Consider the following 26059-nt stretch of genomic DNA (forward strand, 5'->3'; position numbering starts at 1 on the left):
AATCATTTTTTTCATTATGTTGTTACTTTTAAAACCGTTTTGATTTTTTGCATCATGCCGCCTGAGCTGTAAGTCAATACACTTCGTTTATAGAATGAAAAACTGATGTAGAACAATACGATAACAGTGACGATCAGGATAATAAGCGCAATCAGCGGCTCCATTGGTGAAAGATCTGTCGCACTTATGCGCAGCGGCATAACCATTACGGTCATAAACGGGATATAGGATGACACTTTTACTAGCATCGTATCTGGGCTAAACAAGCCGGACATCAAGATATAAAAACCCGCCATACCCATTAACATTGCAGGCATCATGGCTTGGCTAGCTTCCTCTACCTTTGATACAAGCGAACCAAAGAGAGCCCCCATAATTAAGAATAAGAAAATGGACAACAATAAGTATGCAATAGTGTATAAAATATAGGTTGAAGATAGATGGTCAATCGTATTCGTTACTTTATCCCATTTAGAACCCCCATCCACAACTAAAAACAGCGCTACTTGAACAACGATTAACACAATGAGCTGAGTTAGCGCCAGCAAATATGTTCCGGTAATTTTCGCTAAGAAGTGCGTGGAAGGCTTTATACTTGCAAGCATTACTTCAAGCACACGCGATCCTTTTTCAGATGCAACATCGGTGGTTATCATCGATAAGAATGAAATAACAAAAGAATAGACAATGGAACCGATTAAAATAGAAACACCGATACCGGCAGATTTTTCATCTTCACTTTTACCTGTGCCTTTTTGTTTATCTAAGTTTTTAGAGACAATCGTTGTATTGGCATCAAGAATATGTGCAGCCTGATCGCTTGTCAGATTCAACTGTTGTACAGCATAAATTCTGCCAGCATATTGAATCATCCCTGACAAAGCGGTTTGATCGTTATATTCAAGCGGTTCGAATGTCGCTATTTCTGCTTCCATTTGTTTATTCTTGCTTGTAAGAAAAACAGCTGCGTCGTACTTTCCATTCTTTACTTTCTTTTCGACCTCAGCCCTTGATTGATCTGTAAAATTAAATTTCATGTCTTTATCCGATTTAAACAATGGCTTGAAATCCTGTTCTGTCTCATTGACCATCGCAATTTTTACAGGCTCTTCAGAAAATAATGCAGCCTTAATATCAGACCAGAACATTACACAACTAATAACGGCAACATACAAAAGAATAGATAGAATAAATGATTTCGTTTTAATTTTTTGTTTATAAAGCTGTGTAACTAGAATCCAAAACTTAGACAACTATACCACCTACCAAATCTTTGAAAATTTCATCAAGAGTTAAATAATCCATGCTAAATTTATCCATATATTGTCCTCTACTAATTTGTTCAAATAGCTGTTTCCCGTACGTTTCGTCTTCCAGTGTAAGTGTATATCCATCTCTTGTTTTTTTAACGTTTGTTACGCCTTCTAATGTATGTAACTCTTTTTCTGTTAAATCTGTTCGAATGCTTAATTTCTTTTTACCATATTGTTCTTTTAAGTCTTTTAAACTACCAGTGAAAAGCGAAACGCCTCTTTTTAATATACACAAATGGTCACAGAGCTCTTCAACATTAGCCATTTGGTGGCTAGAAAATAAAATTGTGGTTCCTTTTTCTTTTAAATAGAGAATGGCATCCATCAAAAGCTCACGGTTTACAGGATCCAGACCACTAAAAGGTTCATCAAGGATTAAAAATTCAGGCTGGTGGATAAAGCTTGCAATCAACTGCACTTTTTGTTGATTCCCTTTTGACAAGGTCTCAGCTTTCGCCTTTCTTTTGTCGACTAGTTCAAAACGTTCAATCCAATAATCTACATCCTGTTTTAAATCTTTTTTGCCCCTACCACGCAAAACACCAAAGAAATAAAGCTGGTCTTCAACGGTCATTGATGGAAATATTCCTCGCTCTTCCGGTAAATAGCCCAGGACATCTCTGTTTACTTTATTGATAGGTATATCATTCCAGGAGATGTTCCCTTCCGTCGTTTCCTGTAAATCAAGAATCATACGAAAAGTAGTTGTCTTACCCGCTCCATTTTGCCCGATCAAACCGAATATCTCTCCTTTTTCAATCGTAAATGAAAGCTGGTTAACCGCAGTGAAATTTTGATACTTCTTCGTGACATGATCAATTTTTAAAGCCATAGCTGTCTCCTTTTATAAAAATTTTCCGAACATATTACATATACGTTTAGTACAGCATAAAGTATTCATTTATTTAACTATTTAAGTGCAGTACCACTGAAAAATTTTTGAAAACTAATTATCTTCATTAATATTGAGATTTTTTAGCTCCTAGCACTATACACATCTATTCTATCATATAATTTCCTATAACATCCTTATATTTCTTTTTTTAGAAAACTTACGTCCTAAAATATTAAAAAAACCGCATTCGCACAGTACATGCGAATACGGCTACAATTAGTCACGAACACGTTGTATTTTAATATCTTTTAGAATATCATTAATGACCCAGCTAGCTGCAAAGAGTCCTGCTGTAGATGGGGCAAACGCATTGGATGAAGGCGGCATTTTAGCTTTCCGAATCTCTGCGTCTGGATTACCAACTGTTTGAGCTACATCTTGTCGTATTACAATTGGGCTCTCATCAGAGAAAATAACCGGAACGCCTTTTTTAATACCTTCTTTTCGCAATTTTAAGCGAATCACTTTTGCAAGTGGATCAGTATGCGTCTTAGAAATATCTGCAATTTTGAAACGTGTCGGATCAGTTTTGTTAGCTGCTCCCATACTTGAAATGATTTTGATTTTGCGTTTTAGACATTCTTTAATCATATGGATTTTGTATTTGACCGTATCTGAAGCATCTATGACATAGTCTGGCTGATAGCTAAAGAATTCTTCGTATGTTTCTTCAGTATAAAACATATGAAGGTCAATTACTTCACACTCAGGGTTGATGTCGGCTATTCTTTCTTTCATAACTGCTGATTTGGATTTGCCGATTGTCGATAGATATGCGACTAATTGGCGATTAATATTGGTAATATCTACATCATCTTTGTCCACTAAAATAATACGACCTACTCCGCTTCTTGCACATGCTTCAGCAGCAAAAGATCCCACACCGCCGACTCCTAAGATGGCAACTGTCGTATTTTTAAGCTTGTCCAAACCTTCTTGGCCAATAGCTAATTCATTTCTTGAAAATTGATGCAACATGATATCGCACTCCTTCTACTTAAGTAAACCAAGTAACTTACTAAGATAAACAAAACAAATTATAGCATGAAAATGTAATTGAAAATAGACTCTTGATAAAAAAGAAGGCCTTAGAATCTAGGCCTTCTCTTTATCTAAAAATCCAAATCTGTCAAAACAATCACGTTTGAATGATTGTTTAAGACGGTTACTGGCACCTCTTCAGTCACATTACCATCGATTAAAGATTTGATCGCATCTCTTTTTTTCTCTCCCACTGCGATTAAAAGGATGTATTTCGCCCTCATAATGGATTTTATACCCATTGTAATCGCTTTTTCAGGTACTTCATCAATTGATTCAAAAAATCGTGCATTAGCTGTTCTTGTAGAAGGTGTCAAATCTACGACATGGGTTTCACTATCAAAAGAAGTACCCGGTTCATTGAAACCGATATGTCCATTTTCACCTACGCCTAATAATTGAAAATCAAGAGTTAGGTTTTGTAAAAGTTCCTCATATCGCTTAGCTTCTTTTTCTGGATTTGTAGCTTCTCCATTCGGTAAATGTGAATTTTTGAAAGGCTTCTCTTTAAACAATTGTTGCGTCATAAAAGAAAGGTAGCTTTCAGGATGTTCTTTTGGTAATCCAACGTATTCATCCAAATTTACACTCTCACAGTTAGAGAAGTCAATTGAGCTATTTCGGATACGTTCGTATAAAGGAAGCATTGTTCCTCCAGTTGCAAGTCCGAAAATTTTAGCTCCGTTGTCTTTCTGCTCCTCAATTAATTGAAAAGCTCGAGTATATAATTGATCTAGGTCCTTCACGGTTTCTAATTGAATAGCCAACTGGTCACTTCCCTTTTCTATTTAGGTTCCTTCATTAAATATTGTTTTACATAGCCTGAAACTTCTTTATTGGAGGAAAGTTGCAGAATTTTTTCTATATGCTTTTCTAAATCTTCTTTTGAAGATTTGGCGATTTGTGCACGTGCCCTAAGTATTGAAGATGCACTCATCGAGAATTCATCTAGCCCCATTGCAAGCAAAATAGGAATTGCTATCTCATCGCCTGCCATTTCGCCACACATACCTACCCATTTGCCTTCTTTATGAGCGCCGTCAATGACACTTTTCACAAGACGCAAAATAGCAGGATTATATGGTTGATACAAATAAGAAACTTTTTCATTCATCCGATCTGCTGCAAGTGTGTATTGAATTAAATCATTTGTGCCGATAGAAAGAAAGTCTGCTTCCTTTGCGAATAAATCGGCCATAACAGCAGTAGAAGGTATTTCAACCATCATACCGACTTCAATGGTATCGCTTACTTCTTTGCCTTCGGTTACAAGCTCCTTTTTCACATCCTCTAGAATGGCTTTCGCTTCTCTAAATTCATCAAGTGTTGCGATCATAGGAAACATGATTTTTAAATTGCCATAAATGCTTGCACGAAGCAATGCACGGAGCTGCGTTCTGAACAATGCTGTATCATCTAAACAAAGGCGAATGGCACGGTGGCCTAAGAAAGGATTCATTTCCTCTTCCATTTTCAAATATGGAAGCTTCTTGTCGCCACCAATATCTAATGTCCGAACTACTGTTGGCTTTCCTTTCATCTTTTCAAGAACAGATTTATAAGAAACAAATTGTTCTTCTTCAGATGGCAAATCGGTGCGGTCCATATATAAAAATTCTGTTCGGAATAAACCTACGCCGTCTCCGCCATTTTCTAACACAATATCTGCATCTTCAGGCTTACCGATATTCCCAGCGATTTCAACATGGTGTCCGTCTCTACTTATGCTTGGCTCGCCCTTAAACTGCTCAAAGTATGCACGTTCTTCAAGATAAGCTTTTTGAGCCGTTTGGTATGTACCAACTATCTCCGGCTCTGCATCTACTATAACATCGCCTTTTGAACCATCTACAATGACTAATGCTCCTTGTTGGATATCTTTTGTCGCTGTTTTGGCGCCAACAACCGCTGGGATTTCCATTGTTCTAGCAAGAATTGCTGAATGGGAGGTTCTACCACCAATATCTGTCACAAATCCTTTAACATGTGTTTTATCGAGTTGAGCCGTCATAGATGGTGTAAGGTCATTTGCAATTATGATTACATCTTCATTTAAATGGCTGTAATCTGGTATCTCTACATTCAATAATTTTGACAATAAACGCTTTGACACATCTCGTATATCTGCCGCTCTTTCTTTCATGTAAGCATTCTCCATTACCTCAAACATCTCGATAAATGTAGTTGATACCTCATGGAGAGCAGCTTCGGCATTCGTACCTTCATCGATCTTCCCATCAATCATACCGAGCATTTCAGGATCCTCTAATACTAGCAAATGTGCTTGGAAAATGGCTGCTTTATCAGGTCCAAATTTCCTTTCAGCTTCTGCTTTGATTCCTTCTAAATCCTTTTTAGCTTCGGCTACAGCATTTTTTAGACGCTTTTTTTCTGCTTCTGAATCGCTGACGGTGACTTTTTCAAATGACAAGTCTGGTTCTACTAAACAATACGCTTTAGCAATGGCAATACCGTTTGATACGGCAATCCCCTTCATTTCTAGCATTCTTCACCAATTCCTTCTGTAGAAAGAACATTTTTGACTTTGTTTAAAGCTTCTTCTGCATCGCTTCCTTCCGCAGATACTAAAATCTCTGCTCCTGAAGGAATGCCCAGTGACATCACACCCATAATTGATTTAAGGTTTACCGTTCTGTCATTATACGTAAGTTGAACCTCTGATGAGAATGGTGTTACAGCTTGTACTAAAACTGTACATGGTCTTGCATGTAAACCTTCTGATGCAGTAATGTTAAATTTCTTTTCCATTGTAAATACCTCCAAGAGTTAATTAAAATTGACCCGCTTTTGATATTGTTCTATCAAAGCTTCATTATTCTTTCCTGCTTTATCTACATTTGCACTAGAAAATACTGGAGCGCGCTCCTCCTTTTCCATAATAATCTCCACCACTTCACTTATCAAAGCATTCAACATGCAAGAACCGATGGTTGTAGAGACAGGACCATATTGCAGATCGCCTCTATAAAGGACGCCATCGCCAACAGGCACATGTGTATCTATTATCACATCTACTACATCCTCAAGCCGCTTGTGTGAAAGGTGCCTTGAAGATTCCCTTGAATAGTTAAGAGACTGAAGCGAAATGGTGGTGATTTTTAACTTTTTTGCTAAAAGTGCAACGTCAATTGGAACAGCATTTCGCCCAGATGTAGAAATAATAAGAAGGACATCTCCATCGTGAAAATCAAAACTTTCTATATGCTTTTCAACAAAATTTGGATCTTTTTCATTTTTAGAAGAAGTGAGCGCACCACTGTGAAGCATAAGGGGTTCTATACTAATTGGTTTGGCAGGAACCAATCCGCCTGCCCTATAAAATGCTTCTTGAGCCAGAAGGTGAGAATGTCCACAGCCAAATAACTGTAAAATGCCCCCTTTGTTCACGCTCTCTGCAATTAGCATCGCTGCTTGTTTTATGGCAGGCATTTCCTTTTCATATACATCTTTTAAAAGATGCGTGACTTCAGCAAAATAATTGTTCATGTGTCACCTCGTAATCTCGCTTATAAACTTATAACGGTCTGCGCGATACACGCTGCGCACAAGTTCAAACGGCCTTCCGTTCGATAAATAACTTGTTCTTTTGATAATCAAGACAACTGCTTTTTGCCCAACGTTTAGATATTTTGCATCCTCTTTTGAAACAATAGCGGCTTCCATCTGCTGTGTGGCATTGTGAATGTCTAGTCCATATTCCTGCTCAATCAATTGATAGAGAGATCCACTTAGCTGATCTTTGCTTAAGTTTGGGACAAGTTTAACAGGTATATACGTCCTTTCAATAGCCATGGGAAGATGGTCCGCATTTCGAATACGCACTATAAAGTATACCTCATCTTCATCGTTTAAACCTAAATCTTGCTTTATTTCAAAAGAAGGTAATTGTTTCTCAAACAGTACAATATCACTGCTCGGCTCCATACCTCTTGCGATCATATCCTCCGTAAAACCGGTCAAGCCATTGAGCGGCTGTTCAAATTTAGGATCAGCCACAAAAGTGCCTCTCCCTTTTTCCCTATATAGCAAACCACTATTAACTAATCCTGTAATCGCTTGCCTCACTGTCATCCTGCTGACGTTGTATGTCTCAGACAGCTCCCTTTCGGAAGGTATAGAAGATCCTTTAATGTACTCGCCAACCGCTATCTTTTCTTTGATGATATCTTCAATCTGTATATATATAGGCACATGCGAATTCCGATCAACCAAATCTATTCAACACCTTTAAATTAATGAACTTACACTACAGATTTTCAATGACGTTGCCTTTTTTAATCGTCTTTTGAATCTTTAAGTCTTTATCCAATAAAACGAGATCGGCGTCATAATGTTCTTTGATTTTTCCTTTGCTAGTCAAATTTAATTGCTTTGCCGCATTGAAGGAAGTCATAGCGACAAGTTCCTGAAGTGTACAGTTGGTTGCTTCTTTCATATTTCGAAGAGCTTGATCCATTTTTAATACGCTGCCAGCCAATGCGCCATTCTCTAAATGAGCGCCACTCTCTGTGACATGAACAAGCTGCCCACCTAAATCGTAGTCACCATAGGGTAAGCCTTTCGCCCTCATTGCGTCGGTAATTAAAATAATATGATCTGCGCCTTTCATTTGATAAGCAAGCTTAACTGATTCCTGATGTGAGTGAATGAAATCGACAATGATCTCTGCTTGAATTTCAGGCACAAGCAATGTACCTCCTACCACGCCTGGATCCCTATGATGGAAGGGCCGCATTTGATTATAAAGATGCGTTCCTTGTTTCACGCCAAGAACTACTGCTTTTTGCACTTCTTCAAATGTTGCATCTGAATGACCGATAGAAACTACAACGCCTGTCTTTGCGACATTTTCTACAAATTCAAATCCTCCATCTGTTTCTGGTGCTACAGTTACTTCTTTAATCCGGTATCCGCTAAGTTCTTGAAACCGTTGGAATAATGATAATTGGGGTGGAATAATATGCTCGAGCGGCTGTGCACCCGCGCGTTTTTTCGAAACAAACGGACCTTCCAGGTGAACGCCGACCATTTCGGCTTCATCTTTCCCACTTTGAAAAACAGCTAAATTTTTTAGTGCTTCTTCTATCTTGTCAATCGATTGAGTCATGGTAGTTGCAAGAAAACTGGTTGTCCCCTCTTTCAGCAGGGATTTCGCCATTATATGAAGCGATTCTGGCGTAGCATCCATTGCATCACTACCAGCTGATCCATGTATATGCATATCTATAAATCCAGGAAGAAGATATTGGTTAACGCCATCTATCACTTCATCTGCTTCTATCTCTATTAAACGACCGATGTGTTGAATAACCCCATCTTTTATATAGACGTCATAATTGTCCATACGATCATCGGCATTTACAATGGTTACATTTTTTATCAGGCATGTTTGCTTCAAATTTAACATCTCCTAAAGAAAATCCAGGTGTCTAACAGAAAACTTTAAATATAATGTTACATAGCTTTAAAACACTTTTTGATTGGAATGAAGTGAAATCAGCTTCTATTCCACATTTAGACCCAAGCTTTCTGGACTGTAGAGTTTTAGCTGATTTCACTTTTATTAAAGCTGCAATATTTATTGATCTGTTGTTATACCTGACTTAAATTTTATTCTTCTATTCTGATGATATTTGATGTTCCACTACGTTGGTAGCCTGTTTTTTCAAGCTTCACGTTTTTATTTTGTGAGTTTGTAAATATTATAGGTGTCGCAATGGATGGAGCATTTTCTTTAACATATGCCCAGTCAACTTTGATTAAATCATCCCCGCGTTGAATAAGCTGATCTTGTTTTACTAGCACCTCAAAGCCTTTACCATTTAATTTTACCGTATCAAGGCCGATATGGATTAAAATTTCAATTCCTGTATCCGTTACAAGGCCGATTGCATGTTTTGTCGGGAAGATCATCATAACTTTCCCGTCAACAGGTGATTGTATAACACCATCTTTTGGCAAAATACCGAAACCAGGTCCCATCATGCCAGATGCAAATGCTTGGTCAGGTACTTCTGAAAGTGGAATTACATCACCTGTTATCGGCATAACAAAGTCTTCCGGCAATAAGTTCGTATGACTAACATCTGTCTCTTCCAATGCTGCTTCACTTATTACATTTTTGGGAGCTGGATTTCCTTTGGCGATGCGTTTTTTCATTGCGTCTGCCAAAAATTCTACAGACGTACCAATGATGACTTGCAAGTTTGTTTTACTGATGCGCATAACACCACGTGCACCATATTTTTTCAATTCTTTTTCGTTCGCCAAACCCGCATCTTTTACAGTTAAACGAAGGCGTGTCGTACAGTGATCGACTTGCACGATGTTTTCCTTGCCACCTAGCGCTTCAATTGTATGATAAGCTTTTGCGTCAAGTACTTCATCTTCTGTTCCTTGCATTGTTTCTGTTTCCTCATCCTCGTCATCTTCACGGCCTGGCGTTTTTAAATTGAATTTTGTTATTAAGAAATAGAAAATTACAAAATAGATAGCGCCAAATGCTAAACCAAGAGGTATAAGCAAGAAAGGTTTTTGTGCAATACCGAGATTCAATAAATAATCTATTAGACCGGCTGAGAAACCAAAACCATCATGAATGTTTAATGCAGCCGCTATCATTAAAGAGATACCCGTTAATACAGCGTGCACTGCATATAAAACTGGAGATAAGAACATAAATGTAAATTCGATTGGTTCTGTCACCCCTGTAACAAAAGCTGTTAAGGCGATTGACAGGAACATGCCGCCCACAATAGCGCGTTTCTCTTTTTTAGCTGCAAAGTACATAGCCAAACAAGCTGCTGGCAAACCAAACATCATAATCGGGAAGAAACCAGCTTGGAAGAGTCCTGCTGCTGGATCTCCTGCTAAGAAACGAGGAATATCTCCTTTTACTACTTTACCCGCAGCATCCGTAAATTTACCAAAGTCAAACCATACTATTGTATTGATTACATGATGCAAACCAATCGGAAGTAACAAACGGTTTAAGAAACCGTAAACCCCGTATCCAATTGCGCCTGCTCCGATAATCCAGTTACCTGTAGAATCAATACCATTTTGGATTGGCCCCCAAACATAAGCAAGCAAACCCGCAAGTACTGCCATGGTTACAGAGGTTATAATGGGGACAAATCGTTTCCCCCCAAAGAAAGAAAGCCATTCAGGGAACTTTACATTATAAAATTTATTATATAAAAGACCTGCAACAATACCCGAAATTATCCCACCGAATACGCCCATATTCAAATGTTCATTAATTTTTTCTAATACCCCTGTTAAAACTAAATAGGCTATCGCACCAGATAATGCGGCTCCCCCATTGTTGTCAAAAGCAAATCCCATTGCGATACCAATTGCAAAAATTAAAGCTAAATTATCCGAATCTAAAATTGCCTCACCTGAAGCTACCATTATTTTTGCAACAATTTGAATAAACTCTACTTGACTCCTCCCAATCATATCAGGTGAACCAAGCCGGACGAGCAATGCAGCTGCAGGCATGGTTGCAATCGGGAACATTAGCGATTTACCAATCTTTTGCAAGAAACCTAACATTTCAATCACACTCCTTTGTTTTTTGGTATAGTTGTCTATACCAATTAGTATAAAGCGTTTTCACAGAAAAAAAAAGTACCATTCATTATATGTAATATAAATATGAAACTATTCATTAACTTAAAATAAAAAATAGGTTGAACCAAAAAGTATTCAACCTATTCAAAGTAACTAGTTTTAAAAATCTTACAGAAAACTGATACATTAAGTTAATATATAGTTCTTTAATACAAATGCGGTATATGGAAAATAAAATCAACAAATATTTTTCCTCTTATTATATTTTAAAGTAATTATTATATATGTTACAAATATACCGATTATTTGTAGTACAATTGATTCCCATGTAAACATTTTTGATAGTATACTTAAACCATTAAAAATTATTAAACCTATAATAACGCCAATTATTTGGTTACTATTCATAATTTTTATTCCTCTCTTCATAATTTTTAGAAAAAAGAATATAAATTACTTTTTAGTCGAATAGGTTGTTTTTATTAATACAAGCCGCTTTTCAGTCGTTACATAATTCCCATAAGAACTGGCTGTTTTAACTTCTTGCATTTGATAAGTCTTAGAAATTATTAATTTATTATGTTTTTTATTCTTTATTTTTTTTAAATAACTCCCAAACTTTTTTTCCTGTAATGATGAAATTTTTCCTATCCCCCATATAAATACGCTAACTCCACCAGCTCGGGCACCCGCTTTTACTTTACTTGAAGCACCGAAACCTGCAGCACCCGATATGGCTGGTCCTAAAGCCACATTCGATACCCCCTTTAAAAATTTATTAAATTCTTTATAGGTTTTTAATTCTTTTTTCGTATAAGTTTTTTTAATAGTGACTTTATGTCCTAACTCATACTTTTTCGCATTACAATCCTTAGCTGGATAACATGTTGCCTTTGCTTCACTAGGATTTTTACTCTCTAAAGTAGAGTACACTAATGCGAATGACGATAATGATAATAATAAAATAATAAACCCCTTAAATTTTTCCACATTTCTTCCCCCTAAGATATTTAACATTATTTCCATATGAATACATATGGATTAAAATTTATTTACCCAGCTTTTTAAAATATAAACCTTTTATAATAGCTCTTTTTAATAAGTTGAAAATTATTAGATATAATCGTGATAACGACATCTGTTAGACATTTCTCCAAAAAAAAAAAAAAAAAAATCCTCTGATTCTCAGAGAATCACAGGTTACCAATCTTACAATATGAACAAATCCCGATTGTGCCGTCGAGTAATGCAAATAGCCTTGAACCCGCACTCTAGCAGGTGGGTGTCGTATTCGAAACTTTAAAAGTCCCCCTACAAAGTAAAGGGCATGTTTGCCATTCCAAAATGAGCAACTCCCAAAGACGATATGTTCGGTCAAGACGATATGAGCTTCAACGAACACCTCAGGATTTGTTGTTAAATACATATTAACACGAAAGTTTTGAAAAATCAAAATAAAAGTTTTTACTCTTTAATTATTAATCTTTCATTCGTGCTTCTTACATTTCTATGACTTAATTCTCATCAGCCTTGAATCGGGCTGATAGTAATATTAAATCTTGTAAGATAAGAATATATACCACTGTCACACACGAGTTAAACATAAAAAAAAAGAGAATCGAGAAATTTTTCTCGATCTCTTTTTCAGCACTATTAGCTTTTAATTACAATTCGTCAGCAAGTGTTTTTGTTTTAATATGAAGTTCATCCAGTTGCGCCTCTGATACTTCACTTGGCGCTTCGGTCATTAAATCGCTAGCAGATGCTGTTTTAGGGAACGCAATAGTATCACGTAGATTATCGCGGCCAGCCAACAACATTACCAAACGGTCTAAGCCGAAGGCAATCCCGCCATGTGGAGGAACGCCGTATTCAAATGCATCCATTAGGAAACCAAACTGTTCATTCGCTTGTTCTTTTGTAAAACCAAGCACTTCGAACATTTTTTCTTGTAATTCTTTTTCGTAAATACGTAATGAACCACCACCCAATTCGTATCCATTAAGAACGATATCATATGCTTGGGCACGTACTTGACCTGGAGCTGTTTCCATTTTTTCAAGGTCTTCTTCAAATGGGCGTGTGAATGGATGGTGTGCTGCTGTATAGCGTCCTTCTTCTTCTGAGTAGTCTAGCAGCGGCCAATCAGTGATCCAAAGGAATGCAAATTGAGATTCATCAATTAGACCTAAATCTTTTCCTAATTTCTTACGAAGTGCACCAAGTGAATCTGCAACAACTGAACGTTTATCTGCTACAAATACTAGCGTATCACCTGGCTCTGCACCCATGCGTTCCATTAGTTTTTGGCCAAATTCATCTTGGAAGAACTTGCCGATTGGGCCTGTTAACCCTTCTTCTGTTACTTTCATCCATGCTAAGCCTTTTGCTCCGTAGCGGCCAACGTATTTTGTCAATTCGTCTAAGTCTTTACGAGAATATTTGTCGTTGGCACCTTTAATGTTCAAGCCTTTAACTTCATTGCCGGCTTCAACTGTTTGAGCAAATACTTTGAAGTTACAGCCTTCTACCACATCAGAAAGTTGGATTAACTCTAAACCAAAACGGACATCCGGCTTATCAGAGCCATAGCGAGCCATTGCTTCGTCATATTTCATACGTTGGAATGGACGTGGGATCTCAATATCCTTAATATCTTTCATTACTTTTTGAATCAATCGTTCATTTAAGTCTAAAATTTCCTCTTGCGTCATGAAACTCATTTCCATGTCTATTTGCGTAAATTCAGGCTGTCTGTCAGCACGCAAGTCTTCATCACGGAAGCAACGAGCAATTTGGAAGTACTTTTCAAAGCCAGATACCATCAACAATTGTTTGAACAATTGAGGTGATTGAGGCAATGCATAAAATTCACCTTCATGAACGCGAGACGGTACAAGATAGTCACGTGCGCCTTCTGGAGTAGATTTTGTCAGAATTGGTGTTTCCACTTCTAAGAAACCTTCATCTTGCAGGAAGTTACGGATGACTTTTGTTACGTCTGAACGCATTTTAAATGTGTTATACATTACAGGACGGCGCAAATCTAAATAACGATATTTCAGACGCAAATCCTCATTTACTACAATACGGTCCTCAATTTGGAATGGCGTTGTTTTGGCTTTATTAATTAATTCTACTTTGTCTACATAAACTTCAACCATACCTGTTTCCATATTCGGATTAATCATATCATCTGCACGGCGTTTTACCTCGCCTTCCACTTCGATTACATATTCTGTACGGAAGCTATCGGCTAAATCAAGCGCTTCTTGTGAGTTTTCTGGAGTAAATACGATTTGTACAATCCCTGAGCGGTCGCGCAAGTCAATAAAAATCAAACCGCCAAAATCTCTTCGGCGTTGTACCCACCCTTTTAAAACCACGCGCTCACCTGCATGTTCGCCGCGTAAAATACCACATTCATGTGTTCTTATAGCCATCTTTACTTTTCCTCCATTTGCTTCTGCTTCTGTTTTGTTAAATATTCTACTAAATCGAAGAACGGCACTTTCTCTTGATCGCCTGTAGCCATATGTTTTACAGCCACTTGTTGTTCTGCTAATTCTGTTTCCCCTAGCACGATAACCCATGTAGCCTGTTTTCGGTCGGCTGACTTCATTTGGGCTTTCATTTTGCGGTCCGTGTAATCAAGCTCTGTTGAAATGCCTTTTGCTCGGAATGAGCTAGCTAGCTCAACCGCTTTTAACTTCGCATCTTCATCCATAGCAACAATATACATATCTAACTGGTCTTCAATATCCAGCTCTTTGCCTTCTGCTTCCAATGCTAGTAGCAAGCGTTCAATACTCATACCAAAACCAATGCCTGGTGACTCAGGTCCACCAATTTCTTCTACTAAACCGTTGTATCTTCCGCCACCGCATAATGTTGTGATGGAACCAAAGCCTTTTGACGTACTCATAATTTCAAATGCTGTGTGATTGTAATAGTCTAATCCACGTACTAGGTTAGGATCCACTTCATAAGAGATGCCTAAGACATCTAAATACTGTTTTACTTTATTGAAGTAATTCGCAGATTCTTCGTTTAAATAATCTGTCAATGCTGGAGCTGTCGCCATTAATGGGTGACCGTGATCCACCTTACAATCTAAAATGCGTAGAGGATTTTTTTCTAAACGCGATTGGCAATCTTGGCAGAATTCATCAATATGTGGCTTAAAATGATTGACTAAAGCTTCTCTGTGATTTGCGCGTACCTCTTGATCCCCAAGTGAATTGATGACAAGCTTCACATCTTGAAGGCCTACACCACTATAAATATTCATAGCTAGGGAAATTACTTCTGCATCAATAGCGGGGTCTTTGCTTCCAATTGCTTCTACACCAAATTGAACAAATTGACGATAACGGCCAGCTTGTTGGCGTTCATAACGGAACATTGGCCCTAAATAAGATAGCTTAATCGGCTGATCTGGCTGACCAAACATTTTATGTTCTACATATGATCTAACAACGCCTGCAGTACCTTCTGGGCGCAGTGTTAATGAACGATCTCCTCTATCTTTAAACGTATACATTTCCTTTTGTACGATATCGGTGGTGTCACCTACGCTACGCGTATACAATTCAGTACTTTCAAAAATTGGTGTGCGGATTTCTGGATAGCGGTAAAGATGACATAGCTCACGGATAATCTCCTCAACTTTTTGCCATTTTTCTGTCACACCAGGCAATAAATCCTGCGTACCTCTAGGAACTTTAAAATTCATAGTAGAACTCCTTTCTATTTTAAAAAAGATCAACTAGTGCTTAATCCTAACAAAAAAGGCCCTCGCCCCCTGCATAAATGCAAGGGACGAGAGCTCTATAGCTTCCGCGGTTCCACCCTAGTTGATCTAGTATAATGACTAAATCCTCTCAAATCGGATAACGGCCGATACCGTTTCCCCCTACTAGAACCATGTCCGTTCGAAGAAAAGCCTCTCAAGTGTTATTCACAAATCAGTACAATGGAAAAGCTTGCAGCCACGGCTTTTTCCTCTCTAAAAAGTACTTGCTGATTGTTACTTTCTTGGTCTTTGGCGATCAATTTTTTAGATAATACCTATAATATCATTTCTAAGGAATATGTCAACTATTGCTCTATCTTTGTTTGATTTAGGTTTTCTTGTATATTTTATATTTTTTTATCATCAAAATTTTAACAAAATTTAAAAGCAGTATTTATGAAGTTTTCCCGAAAGATGTGGAATAAAGGAAAAATTTTTTATTAAACTATCAAAAAAGTTGTAGTTTTTTATGACTTTTCATCTTACAATGTAGAAAAGGAGGAAAAACATGGATACTAATAATCGAAAGAAAGCGACCATTGTCACACTTTGCTTATTGCTAGTGTTTTCATTATTTGCAGTCGTACCAAAAGCAGAAGCTGCTACAGTGAAATTGAAGGTGACAGCGAATGCTTTAAATGTACGAAATGCACCAACTACGTCTAAATCACGTGTCCTTTTTAGCATCAAAAAAAATACTGTTGTCACCAAATTAGCAAAAAAGGGTTCATGGTATAAAGTAAAGTACAAAAATCAAACAGGTTGGGCTTCAGCTACTTATTTAAAAGTGGTCAAGCAGAAACTACAGCCTCTTAGCAACACAACAAAAGTAGTTTTATCCAAAACAAATGACCTAAACATTCGCAAGAGTAACACTACTTCTTCGAAAATAGTTGGAAAAATGCAAAAGGGAGATAGTGCAACCTATAAGGCTAAAAAAGGCGATTGGGTACAAATTAGTAAAGGATCTATTACTGGGTGGGTAAACGCTGCTTATGTAACTGTTTCTACTAAACCTTCTATGACAGCAGCTGCAGCCAATTATTATTTCGCGGTGACAGCAAATTCTTTATCTGTACGCGCTGAACCTTATGCCGATTCCAAGCTGCTCACATATGTTAAAAAGAATGAATCTCTTTTAATTTCACGAATTGCCAGCAATGGGTGGATTGAGGTTACTTATAAAACAGGAAAAAAAGGATGGGTACTTTCAAAATACGGCAAACAGCAAAAGAAAGAACCAATTACAAATTCTGTTACAATTGTTGTGCCTGAACAAACAACCTACTACTATATTACAGAGCCAACAGGACTCACGATGCGTAACAGTTATAGTGTGAACGCAAAGTCACTTGGACAAACTATCCCCTTTGAAACTAAGGTACAAATCTTAAAGCAAGCTAGTAACGGGTGGATTTATGTAAAATATAACGATGTAGAAGGATGGATTAACGGGAGCACATATTATGGCTTTGCTTCGATAGAAAATATTTCATATACATCAAGCATACCATCTAAGACTTCTTACTTCGTAATGAAAGCTGATACATTGAATATTCGTTCACTGCCTTCTACAGTAGCACCTACATTAGGAAAAGCTTCAAAAGGCAATTACTTTAAAATCTTACGTATTTCAAGCAACAATTGGGTACAGGTTCAATATAACTCAAAACAAAAAGGCTGGATCTCAGCGAATACTAGCTCTAGTACCATTACAACAAAAAAACCAACAACTTCTGTATCGAATCCTTTAAAAGGCTCGCTAACAGGGTTGAAAATTGTAGTAGATGCAGGCCACGGTAAACAAGATTCCGGCGCTGTCGGCAATGGAGTCTATGAAAAAACATTGAATCTTTATGCAGCACAAGCTGTCAGAGACGCAATCCAATCAGTCGGTGGTACAGTTTCTATGACACGTAATAGTGATAATGAATTTTTGACACTGGATCAACGTTCGTTCTATGCTGCAAAGGTTGGAGCCAATGCCTTTATCAGTGTTCATCATAATTCTGGTCCTGCAGCAGCAAGTGGTTATGAAAGCTACTATACATCGTCTGCTAAGGTTTCTAGCTATAACTTTGCAAAAATAATTAACGATGAAATTACGAAAGCCATAAAAGATGAATATCCGAATTATAATATTCGGAAAGCAAACAATAGCGCGCTTAAAGATAAAAGTCTTCAAGTAACACGCGTGAACTCGGTTGTATCTATTCTCTTAGAGCTTGGTTTTGTTTCCAATAAGGATGACGTCAAGCTTGTGAACACAGATGATTTCCGTGAAACCGTTGCAGAAGGTGTTGTAAATGGGCTTTTAATCTACTTTGGTCGTAACAAGTGATAAAACGAAAATGGAATAGCATATAAAAAAACCGAACTATAGTGCGATTATTATCACACTTGTTCGGTTTTTATTTATCTTTGAATTCAAATTTATACTATAAATTATGATTATTTTGTTTTGAAAGGGACGAATTTTGTTTTATCCGATCCTCTTTATATATTAAACGATAACCGTAGCTTCTGGTTCATGCTGAAGCATTTGTTTAATCTGATTGTGCTCATTTAAAATGGCAACTGCTGGTTTATGATTCAAAGCTTCTTCTGCTGTCATATAGCCATAAGCGATAATAATGACTATATCTCCCGGTTGCACAAGCCTAGCAGCAGCACCGTTTAAGCATATAACTCCTGAACCACGCTCTCCAGCAATAGTATACGTTTCAAAACGAGCCCCGTTATTGTTATTTACAATTTGTACTTTTTCGTTTGGCAAAATGCCGACTGCTTCCAATAAATCTTCGTCAACTGTGATGCTGCCGACATAATTCAGATCAGCTTGTGTCACTGTTGCACGGTGTAATTTAGATGTCATCATCATTTTTAACATTTTTTATATCTCCTCAGTAGAAAAAAGAATATTATCAATTAAACGTACTTCTGAAAAATAAACAGCAGCAGCGACGATTAATTTTTCCGTATTCGCCTGTACTTCCTGCAAATCCGGATAGCTCCAGACTTCTATATAATCAATCCGGCCGCTTGTATTAGCATGGATGTATTCTTTTGCTGTTTCAATGGCTTGTTTTTTATCTTGATGTTGCAAGAAATCTTGCTTTGCCAAAAGTAACGCTTGTTGAATGTTAGGGGCTTCTTTTCTTTCCTCACTTGTTAAAAAAACGTTACGAGAGCTTTTGGCTAGGCCGTCTTCTTCTCGCACAATCGGCACACTGCATACTGTAACAGGGAAAAAGTAATCCCTTGCCAGCATTTCAATCAGCGCTAACTGTTGTGCATCCTTCTGACCAAAATATGCATTTGTTGGTTGCACAATATGGAACAACTTCGTTACAATTTGCAATACTCCATTAAAATGGCCCGGTCTGCTCGCTCCACATAATATAGATGTAGCAGGCCCTGCAGCAAATTGAATTCCGCCATCTGTTCCATACATCTCTTCCACTGAAGGAGCAAATAAATAATCTACTCCAGCCTTCTCTGCTATTTCTCGATCCCTTTCCAGATCCCTAGGATAGCTTTCGTAATCTTCATTGGGACCGAATTGAGTAGGGTTTACAAAATCACTCAACACCACTATTTCATTCTCTCTTCTTGCTGCATCAATCAGTGATATATGCCCCTCATGCAAATACCCCATCGTTGGAACTAATGCGACGCTTTTATGGGCAGAGTGAAACTCTTTTAGCTCTTCTTGCAATCCTGCAACTGTTGATATTACTTTCATCTTTTTATGCCTCCATACAATTCATCTATCGTCTCTTCAGACATAGTAAATTGATGTTTTGGAGTCGGAAATTCATTGTTTTTTACAGCATTGCAAAATGACGTGATACCCTTGCTTATTTCTAAAGCAACATCTGCATAAGTTTCTACGAACTTTGGCAAATGATGATTGCCATATCTTAATACATCATGATAAACAAGCACTTGCCCATCGACATCGCGTCCAGCCCCAATTCCGATTGTCGGTATGCGTAATTCTTGCGTAACAATTTCAGCTAATTGATGCGGTACACATTCCAAAACGAGAGCAAATGCTCCCGCCTCCTCTAAGGCTTTGGCATCTTGGATTAATTTTTTGGCTGCTTCAGCATTTTTTCCTTGTACTTTAAATCCACCTAAAATAGCAGCAGACTGCGGCTGCAATCCAAGGTGTCCCACAACTGGTATACCTGCATTAATCATTCTTTTTATAGAAGGGAGTAACATCCCTGCCCCTTCTACCTTTAAGGCATTTGCACCTGTTTGCTGAAATAGGCGTACTGCATTTTTCAAGGTTTCTGTTTCATCGCCATGGTAACTGCCAAATGGCATATCAACTACGATAAATGTATCTCTTGCTCCATTACGTGTTGCTTTTCCATGATGGATCATATCTTCCATCGTCACATTGACTGTAGAATCGTAGCCTAGGACTACCATCCCAAGCGAGTCACCAACCAAAATCATATCGACTCTGCTACTTTCCACAAGCTGTGCTGAGGGATAATCATAGGCCGTGATCATTGTGATTTTCTCGTTCATTTCTTTCATTTTGATAAAATCCGTTGTCGATTTCATTATTTTTCCTCCTTTTTGAAGAGGAAGAAAACAAAACCCTTCTATCTTAAAGGATAGAAGGGCAGAATTTTCGTAAAGCAATCGTTTTCTTCCGTCCCTGTCTAGTCGATCAAGGCAGATCAATTATTGTAATACTGTCGTTTCGGAGGTACAGTTCCGAGTTGGATACTGTCCTAGACTCACTATAACAAGTTCTATAACAATTGCCAATATTTATTTTTCTAATTCAATGTCAGCTGAGATAATTTCTTTTATAGTTCCATCATCTAACAGCAATTGCAGGACGCCATCTTTTGTTATACCGACAGCCTTGCCTATAAATGTTTCACGGAGAGTGGTTGCTTTAATTCGGTTGCCGATTGTACAAGAATTCTTTTCCCACAATGTTTTTATTTTCTCAAAACCTTCAGCTACATATTGCTTGCTGAACGCTTCCATATAATAAAGAATTTTTGCTACAAGCGCCGCCCGATCAATTTCTTTACCAAGTGATATACGTAAAGACGTAGCAATCGACGCAATCTCTTCACCAAAATCTTCTTGCTGGTGATTAACATTTATGCCGATTCCCATAATAATCGCATTAACTCTATCGGGATCTGCTTGCATTTCAGTCAATATCCCTGTACATTTCATGCCATTGATCAGCAAATCATTCGGCCATTTTATGGCAGGGCTAACGCCTGTTACATCAAAAATAGCATATGTAAGAGCGACTGCAGCCACCAATGTAAATTGTGGTGCTTGATAAGGTGCCACATCTGGCCGCATAATAATGCTCATCCAGATTCCTTTCCCTTTTTGAGACTTCCACTCACGCATGAGCCTGCCTCTACCTTCAGTCTGTTCTTCACAAATTACTAATGTCCCATCAAGGGCTCCCTCTTGTGCTAACTGATGAGCAATTGTTTGCGTAGATGTTAGCGATTCTTCATAAATAATTTCTCTGCCAAAGCGCTCTGTTTCCAAAAATGCTTTTATTTTTGATGGGTCAAGGGTATCCGGGCTTTTCTGCAATAGATAGCCTTTTTTACGTGTTGCTTCAAACTCATAGCCCTCTTCTTCTAACTGTTTCATATACTTCCATACCGCTGTACGTGAAATTTGGAGCTCATCTGCCAATTGCTGGCCGGAAATGGGCTTATCTTTTGCAGCGAATAAACGCTTTACAATTTCATATTTAATGGGTGTGTTCACGCAAAAACCATTCCTTTATCTGTTCAGTACTGTTAGACAGCCGATTTTCAAGAATTTCATTTAAAATCCTATTCAGCATTTCTTTTAGCCAAGGCCCACCTCTTTGACCGCTCCACTTTATTAGGTCTTGTCCACTCACTGCCAATTCTTGTTGGGACTGAATCGCTAAGCTACTTTTGATCTGGACTATGTCATACTGAGATGCAGGAGCCTTTACATTCTTGTTTAATTGGCAAGCAAACTCATATGCCGTTTCTAAAATATCTACATCATAGTCAAAGTAATCCCTTTTAGTCCATCCACCATCATTTAGCAATTGAAATGCTTCAACTACTGCTTTAACATATTTCTTTTCACTATTCGAACATTTTAATTGCGACAATATTGAAGCATCGTGATTAGGTTGTAAGAGAGTTAAAAATGCCCACCCTTTTACAGATTTTCCGTTAGGCTTAAAGCATTCCCAAGCCTCATAATGGCTATAATCCCCAGGCAGAAATTGTGACAGACTGCTATTTGAAATATGAAGAAATGCATTTTTCGGATAGCGGCTTATAAAGATTTTATCGAACTCTTGTTTTATGCGTTCCTTAGCAATAAAGCAGATGTCTTCCGCCTGCTTTTTAATAGCCTCCAACGTATTGATTTCAATCTGGAACCCTAATTGTGCGCTAAACCTTATGGCGCGGAGCATTCTTAAAGCATCTTCCTTAAAGCGCTTTGTTGGTTCGCCCACTGCTCGGATGATATGTCGTTCCATATCTTCCTTCCCACCATATAAATCAATGATTTCTTCATGGATGGTTAAAGCCATCGCATTAATGGTAAAATCGCGTCTTTTCAAATCTTCAGAGAGGGATGAGACAAACTTCACTTCATCTGGCCGTCTGTGATCCTGATACTGCCCTTCAGTACGGTAAGTCGTTACTTCAATAGGGCTGAGCTTATGAATGACCAGCACGGTACCATGCGCAATCCCAACATCTGCTGTATTAGAAAAAAGTGCCTTCACTTCTTCAGGGTGTGCATTTGTTGCAACATCTACATCATGTACCAAATGCCCTCGCAGTAAATCCCTTACAGCACCACCTACAATGACAGCTTCATAGCCATGGTTAATTAATGTTTCCATTACATTAAAGGCTGCTTTCCAGGATTTCTGCTCATACATTTTTCTTTGCCACCTTTTCATAAAGCGCTTCATATTGTTCCACAATATGAGTAGAATGGAAATTTTGCTGGGCCGTTGCAATCGCGTTTTCTTTGAATTGACGGTGTTTTTCTTCATCTTGCAACAATTGAACTGCATATTCTGCAGCTTTTTCTACATCTGCTAAATCAACTATATATCCATTTTCGCCATGTGAAATGACTTCTGGTATACCACCAATATTCGTTCCTATGCCTGGCACGCCACAAGCCATCGCTTCCAACAGAACAAGCCCAAATGCTTCTTTCTCAGACATAAGTAATTTTAAATCACTTATAGCATAAAGCTCTGATAGGTTTTCTTGCTTTCCTAAAAAGAGGATATCTTCAGCAAATGGCCCTTTTTTGATATTATGCATAATCTTGCTCTTCTCTGGTCCATCGCCTACCAATAACAATTTTGCGGGCATTTTTTCTCTTACTTTTAAAAATGTTTGAATAACGTCCGGCACATGTTTGACTTTCCGGAAATTCGAAACATGAATCAGCACTTTCTCATCTTCCTGAATACCAAACTCTTTTTTGAGGACAGTGCAGTCTTGTGGTTTATATTCTCGTTCATCTACAAAATTATAGATGGTCTCAATCGGTTTAGTCGTATCAATTAATTCATATGTCTGTTGCTTTAAAGAATTGGATACAGCCGTGACAATATCCGATTTTTCTATGCCGTATTTAATAGCACTTGTTAATGCTGTGTCATATCCCAAAACGGTAACGTCTGTACCATGTAAAGTTGTGACGATTCCTACATTTTCTCCAGCCATATCCCTTGCTAAAGCCGCACATACTGCATGTGGGATAGCATAGTGAACATGAAGCAAGTCAAGTCCCTCACTTTGAATAACATCTGCCATCTTGCTCGCTAAAGCAATTTCATATGGGGGATATTGAAATACAGGATAATTGCTGACTTGTACTTCATGGTAAAAAATATTTGAATACATTTTATTTAATCTAAATGGCATGCTTGAAGTAATGAAATGTATTTCATGGCCTCTTTCAGCTAGCATTTTTCCGAGTTCTGTTGCCATAACACCAGAACCTCCAACAGTCGGATAACATGTGATTCCGATTTTTAATTTTTTCATCCGACCACAACCTTTCTAATCTTCTTGATGTTGTATTAAACGCCAATCCATAAATCCTTCTTGAAGTCCTTTAATTAATACTTCTGCTGTCCCCATGTTGGTCGCTAAGGGGACCTGATACACATCACTTAACCTCATTAAGGCAGAAACATCAGGCTCATGCGGCTGTGCAGTTAGCGGATCGCGAAGGAATATTATCATATCCATTTCATTGTTAGCGACCATTGCTCCGATTTGTTGATCTCCACCTAAAGGTCCTGAACGAAATCGGGTAATGTTGAGCCCTGTCGCTTCCATAATACGTTTACCTGTTGTACCTGTTGCAAACAACTCATGTTGTTGCAATATAGGACGATAAGCTGTCGCAAATTGTATGATATCTTCCTTTTTCTTATCATGTGCAATTAAAGCTATTTTCAATTGCCACACCCCTTTTATAGAATATTTTCAAGTCCATATACAAACTGGTTCAATTCCAGTACTTTTTCAATTGATAAGGTTAAGCCTGTCATAAAGGAATTGCGGTCAAACGAATCATGTCTTATGGTTAACAATTCCCCTGTGCCACCGAATAATACTTGCTGATGGGCAACTAATCCAGGCAGCCGCACACTATGTATACGCATGCCATCAAAATCGGCTCCGCGAGCTCCTTCTAATGTTTCACGCTCAGCCTCAGCTCCTTGACGGTGCGCCATACGATTTTCTTTAATCATCTGCGCGGTTTTTAGGGCTGTCCCTGATGGCGCATCCAATTTACCATCATGGTGCATTTCAATAATTTCTGTATCAGGAAAATAGGACGCAGCCATCTGAGCAAACTTCATCATTAAAACTGCCCCAATAGAAAAGTTTGGAGCAATAATGCAACCAATGCCTGCACTTTCTGATAAATACCTTAATTCTTGTAATTGGCTCTCCGTAAACCCAGTTGTGCCAACAACAGGCCGCACACCAGCAAAAAGTGCTGCCTTGGTATGTATAAATCCTGCTTCTGGTACAGTCAAATCAACGAAAACATCTGCTTGTACCGTTTCAAATAATGTTTGTATTGATGAAAAGACAGGAACACTATAAGTGGCGTCAAATTCCTGATACTGTGCTAAATTGGGAGCAATATTTTTATAATCAAACACAGCTACTAATTCCATCTTATCATCTCTCATTACAGTATGTACTGCATTTTGACCCATTTTGCCTCGGGGGCCTGCAATTGCAACTCGGATTACCATTTTCATCGTCCTTTCTCATTTCTACCATATATTTTATCTATTGTAGGCTTCTAGTTGAAAAAACCTTGGAAATACATGATAATATATTCTTGTGTTGATTTTTAGGTATTTCTACTAATAATGTAACATCTATTTGCCTTAATTACGATAAAGGACAATTATTTTTGTACATTTAAAGCTATTATATTCTATAACAAAAAGATGAGGTGAAGCTTATGCCAAAAATTAAAGTTAAAAATACATTATTTATTATTTTAGGCGCAGCATTATTCAGTTTCGGTTTTGTCCACTTTAATATACAAAACCATTTAGGTGAGGGCGGTTTTAATGGTATAACGTTAATTCTTTATAATGTATTAGGATGGGATCCAGCAATACTCAATTTAGTTTTAAATATCCCCATGTTTGTCATAGGATGGAGAATCCTAGGCAAAAAAACTTTTGTTTATACAATTATCGGAACTGTTTCGGTATCAGTATTTTTAAAAGTTTTCCAAATTTATCAATTCCCTATCGACTTGCACGATGATATGTTTTTAGTGGCGCTATTTGCTGGCGTATTCCTAGGCGCTGGTCTCGGCATCATTTTCCGTGTCGGGGGTACAACTGGTGGAGTTGATATTATTGCAAGGCTTGCAAATAAGTTTTTCGGATGGCCGATGGGTAAAACTATGTTTATGTTTGATGCTATCGTCATTATTTTATCTTGGTTAACATACCTGGATGCACGGTCCGTTATGTATACGCTAGTCTGTGTGTTTATCACCGCACAAGTAATCGATTTTGTACAAGAAGGTGCATATGCTGCGAAAGGTGCATTCATTATTTCTAAAAATAGTGATGAAATTGCAGCAAAAATTACTAAACAAATGGATCGTGGTGTTACTTTCCTAAAAGGTTATGGCTATTATACAAAAGAAGACCGAGAAGTTCTCTATTGTGTAGTGGCAAGAAATGAAATGTTTAGGCTAAAAAGTATTGTGCTATCAGTAGATCCGCATGCATTTGTATCTGTTTCTGAGGTTCATGATGTAAGTGGTGAAGGTTTTACGCTCGATAATCAAAAAAATCCGCTTGAATAACACAACTTACATGCATATTAATAA

Annotated in this window: 23 protein-coding genes, 1 other RNA gene and 1 other annotated feature; of the genes, 2 read left to right on the forward strand and 22 right to left on the reverse strand. The window is 37.8% G+C overall.

Annotated features, from left to right (window positions below; translation table 11 throughout):
* Positions 1 to 14 precede the first annotated feature (14 nt).
* From RCJ93_RS05495 to hisS, 14 genes are all read right to left on the reverse strand, one after another.
* Positions 15 to 1253: an ABC transporter permease gene (locus RCJ93_RS05495; protein WP_066786157.1), complete on the reverse strand. Its 1239-nt coding sequence runs from the start codon at positions 1251 to 1253 to the stop codon at positions 15 to 17.
* Complete coding sequence (locus RCJ93_RS05500) at positions 1246 to 2145, reverse strand: ABC transporter ATP-binding protein (protein WP_066786154.1); 900 nt, start codon at positions 2143 to 2145, stop codon at positions 1246 to 1248. Before RCJ93_RS05500 ends, RCJ93_RS05495 begins: the two co-directional genes overlap by 8 nt.
* Before the next feature lie 279 nt (positions 2146 to 2424).
* A complete protein-coding gene (locus tag RCJ93_RS05505) occupies positions 2425 to 3186 on the reverse strand; it encodes a tRNA threonylcarbamoyladenosine dehydratase (protein WP_066786151.1) in 762 nt (253 codons plus the stop codon).
* A gap of 134 nt (positions 3187 to 3320) precedes the next feature.
* Complete coding sequence (locus tag RCJ93_RS05510) at positions 3321 to 4016, reverse strand: glucosamine-6-phosphate deaminase (protein WP_446738585.1); 696 nt, start codon at positions 4014 to 4016, stop codon at positions 3321 to 3323.
* Positions 4017 to 4033: 17 nt separating this feature from the next.
* Positions 4034 to 5755, reverse strand: coding sequence for a phosphoenolpyruvate--protein phosphotransferase (ptsP, locus tag RCJ93_RS05515; protein ID WP_251645787.1), 1722 nt, complete (start codon positions 5753 to 5755; stop codon positions 4034 to 4036).
* Entirely contained in the window at positions 5749 to 6018 is a 270-nt protein-coding gene (locus tag RCJ93_RS05520) for a phosphocarrier protein HPr (RefSeq protein ID WP_066786144.1), read from the reverse strand. Before RCJ93_RS05520 ends, ptsP begins: the two co-directional genes overlap by 7 nt.
* 18 nt (positions 6019 to 6036) lie before the next feature.
* On the reverse strand, positions 6037 to 6756 hold the full coding sequence (locus tag RCJ93_RS05525; protein WP_251645784.1) for a sugar isomerase domain-containing protein: 720 nt from the start codon (positions 6754 to 6756) through the stop codon (positions 6037 to 6039).
* A gap of 3 nt (positions 6757 to 6759) precedes the next feature.
* Positions 6760 to 7482: a GntR family transcriptional regulator gene (locus tag RCJ93_RS05530; protein ID WP_147193917.1), complete on the reverse strand. Its 723-nt coding sequence runs from the start codon at positions 7480 to 7482 to the stop codon at positions 6760 to 6762.
* A 34-nt stretch (positions 7483 to 7516) separates the two neighbouring features.
* Complete coding sequence (nagA, locus tag RCJ93_RS05535; RefSeq protein ID WP_446738586.1) at positions 7517 to 8668, reverse strand: N-acetylglucosamine-6-phosphate deacetylase; 1152 nt, start codon at positions 8666 to 8668, stop codon at positions 7517 to 7519.
* A gap of 212 nt (positions 8669 to 8880) precedes the next feature.
* Positions 8881 to 10830 (reverse strand): N-acetylglucosamine-specific PTS transporter subunit IIBC, encoded by a 1950-nt coding sequence (gene nagE, locus RCJ93_RS05540; protein ID WP_446738587.1) that lies wholly within the window; start codon positions 10828 to 10830, stop codon positions 8881 to 8883.
* A gap of 471 nt (positions 10831 to 11301) precedes the next feature.
* A complete protein-coding gene (locus RCJ93_RS05545) occupies positions 11302 to 11838 on the reverse strand; it encodes a hypothetical protein (RefSeq protein ID WP_446738588.1) in 537 nt (178 codons plus the stop codon).
* Positions 11839 to 12068: 230 nt separating this feature from the next.
* A non-coding RNA gene (gene ssrS / locus RCJ93_RS05550) (6S RNA) lies at positions 12069 to 12261 on the reverse strand.
* Between the two features lie 251 nt (positions 12262 to 12512).
* Positions 12513 to 14291: an aspartate--tRNA ligase gene (gene aspS, locus RCJ93_RS05555; protein WP_446738589.1), complete on the reverse strand. Its 1779-nt coding sequence runs from the start codon at positions 14289 to 14291 to the stop codon at positions 12513 to 12515.
* 2 nt (positions 14292 to 14293) lie between these two features.
* On the reverse strand, positions 14294 to 15583 hold the full coding sequence (gene hisS, locus RCJ93_RS05560) for a histidine--tRNA ligase (RefSeq protein ID WP_446738590.1): 1290 nt from the start codon (positions 15581 to 15583) through the stop codon (positions 14294 to 14296).
* A 79-nt stretch (positions 15584 to 15662) separates the two neighbouring features.
* Positions 15663 to 15902 (reverse strand) — a binding site (T-box leader).
* A gap of 249 nt (positions 15903 to 16151) precedes the next feature.
* On the opposite strand from hisS, the gene RCJ93_RS05565 reads away from it, so the two are divergent.
* Entirely contained in the window at positions 16152 to 17984 is a 1833-nt protein-coding gene (locus RCJ93_RS05565) for an SH3 domain-containing protein (RefSeq protein ID WP_446738591.1), read from the forward strand.
* A gap of 162 nt (positions 17985 to 18146) precedes the next feature.
* On the opposite strand, the gene panD is transcribed toward RCJ93_RS05565, so the two are convergent.
* The 8 genes from panD to dapB form a co-directional block, all read right to left on the reverse strand.
* A complete protein-coding gene (gene panD, locus RCJ93_RS05570; RefSeq protein ID WP_066786117.1) occupies positions 18147 to 18533 on the reverse strand; it encodes an aspartate 1-decarboxylase in 387 nt (128 codons plus the stop codon).
* 3 nt (positions 18534 to 18536) lie between these two features.
* A complete protein-coding gene (gene panC, locus RCJ93_RS05575) occupies positions 18537 to 19388 on the reverse strand; it encodes a pantoate--beta-alanine ligase (protein WP_446738592.1) in 852 nt (283 codons plus the stop codon).
* Complete coding sequence (gene panB / locus RCJ93_RS05580) at positions 19385 to 20224, reverse strand: 3-methyl-2-oxobutanoate hydroxymethyltransferase (protein ID WP_150283997.1); 840 nt, start codon at positions 20222 to 20224, stop codon at positions 19385 to 19387. Before panB ends, panC begins: the two co-directional genes overlap by 4 nt.
* 213 nt (positions 20225 to 20437) lie before the next feature.
* Positions 20438 to 21421 (reverse strand): biotin--[acetyl-CoA-carboxylase] ligase, encoded by a 984-nt coding sequence (locus RCJ93_RS05585; protein WP_150283996.1) that lies wholly within the window; start codon positions 21419 to 21421, stop codon positions 20438 to 20440.
* Positions 21405 to 22592 carry a CCA tRNA nucleotidyltransferase gene (locus RCJ93_RS05590; protein WP_446738593.1) on the reverse strand — a complete coding sequence of 396 codons (1188 nt, stop codon included), beginning with the start codon at positions 22590 to 22592 and terminating at the stop codon, positions 21405 to 21407. The genes RCJ93_RS05585 and RCJ93_RS05590 overlap by 17 nt, the downstream gene beginning before the upstream one ends.
* Positions 22585 to 23721 (reverse strand): N-acetyl-alpha-D-glucosaminyl L-malate synthase BshA, encoded by a 1137-nt coding sequence (gene bshA / locus RCJ93_RS05595; RefSeq protein WP_446738594.1) that lies wholly within the window; start codon positions 23719 to 23721, stop codon positions 22585 to 22587. Before bshA ends, RCJ93_RS05590 begins: the two co-directional genes overlap by 8 nt.
* A 15-nt stretch (positions 23722 to 23736) precedes the next feature.
* Entirely contained in the window at positions 23737 to 24141 is a 405-nt protein-coding gene (gene mgsA, locus RCJ93_RS05600; protein ID WP_147193936.1) for a methylglyoxal synthase, read from the reverse strand.
* Positions 24142 to 24155: 14 nt separating this feature from the next.
* Positions 24156 to 24953 (reverse strand): 4-hydroxy-tetrahydrodipicolinate reductase, encoded by a 798-nt coding sequence (dapB, locus tag RCJ93_RS05605; RefSeq protein ID WP_249775980.1) that lies wholly within the window; start codon positions 24951 to 24953, stop codon positions 24156 to 24158.
* Positions 24954 to 25168: 215 nt separating this feature from the next.
* Here dapB and RCJ93_RS05610 point away from each other — a divergent pair, with 215 nt between their 5' ends.
* A complete protein-coding gene (locus RCJ93_RS05610; protein ID WP_066786098.1) occupies positions 25169 to 26035 on the forward strand; it encodes a YitT family protein in 867 nt (288 codons plus the stop codon).
* Positions 26036 to 26059 lie beyond the last annotated feature (24 nt).

The organism is Rummeliibacillus sp. BSL5 (assembly GCF_052928305.1).

Excerpts from the sequence above, each read along its gene's own strand:
- RCJ93_RS05500 (WP_066786154.1), bottom strand. The coding sequence starts at position 2,145 with ATGGCTTTAAAAATTGATCATGTCACGAAGAAGTATCAAAATTTCACT.
- RCJ93_RS05505 (WP_066786151.1), bottom strand. The coding sequence starts at position 3,186 with ATGTTGCATCAATTTTCAAGAAATGAATTAGCTATTGGCCAAGAAGGT.
- ptsP (WP_251645787.1), bottom strand. The coding sequence starts at position 5,755 with ATGCTAGAAATGAAGGGGATTGCCGTATCAAACGGTATTGCCATTGCT.
- RCJ93_RS05520 (WP_066786144.1), bottom strand. The coding sequence starts at position 6,018 with ATGGAAAAGAAATTTAACATTACTGCATCAGAAGGTTTACATGCAAGA.
- RCJ93_RS05525 (WP_251645784.1), bottom strand. The coding sequence starts at position 6,756 with ATGAACAATTATTTTGCTGAAGTCACGCATCTTTTAAAAGATGTATAT.
- nagE (WP_446738587.1), bottom strand. The coding sequence starts at position 10,830 with ATGTTAGGTTTCTTGCAAAAGATTGGTAAATCGCTAATGTTCCCGATT.
- aspS (WP_446738589.1), bottom strand. The coding sequence starts at position 14,291 with ATGGCTATAAGAACACATGAATGTGGTATTTTACGCGGCGAACATGCA.
- hisS (WP_446738590.1), bottom strand. The coding sequence starts at position 15,583 with ATGAATTTTAAAGTTCCTAGAGGTACGCAGGATTTATTGCCTGGTGTG.
- RCJ93_RS05565 (WP_446738591.1), top strand. The coding sequence starts at position 16,152 with ATGGATACTAATAATCGAAAGAAAGCGACCATTGTCACACTTTGCTTA.
- panD (WP_066786117.1), bottom strand. The coding sequence starts at position 18,533 with ATGTTAAAAATGATGATGACATCTAAATTACACCGTGCAACAGTGACA.
- panC (WP_446738592.1), bottom strand. The coding sequence starts at position 19,388 with ATGAAAGTAATATCAACAGTTGCAGGATTGCAAGAAGAGCTAAAAGAG.
- panB (WP_150283997.1), bottom strand. The coding sequence starts at position 20,224 with ATGAAATCGACAACGGATTTTATCAAAATGAAAGAAATGAACGAGAAA.
- RCJ93_RS05590 (WP_446738593.1), bottom strand. The coding sequence starts at position 22,592 with ATGTATGAGCAGAAATCCTGGAAAGCAGCCTTTAATGTAATGGAAACA.
- bshA (WP_446738594.1), bottom strand. The coding sequence starts at position 23,721 with ATGAAAAAATTAAAAATCGGAATCACATGTTATCCGACTGTTGGAGGT.
- dapB (WP_249775980.1), bottom strand. The coding sequence starts at position 24,953 with ATGGTAATCCGAGTTGCAATTGCAGGCCCCCGAGGCAAAATGGGTCAA.
- RCJ93_RS05610 (WP_066786098.1), top strand. The coding sequence starts at position 25,169 with ATGCCAAAAATTAAAGTTAAAAATACATTATTTATTATTTTAGGCGCA.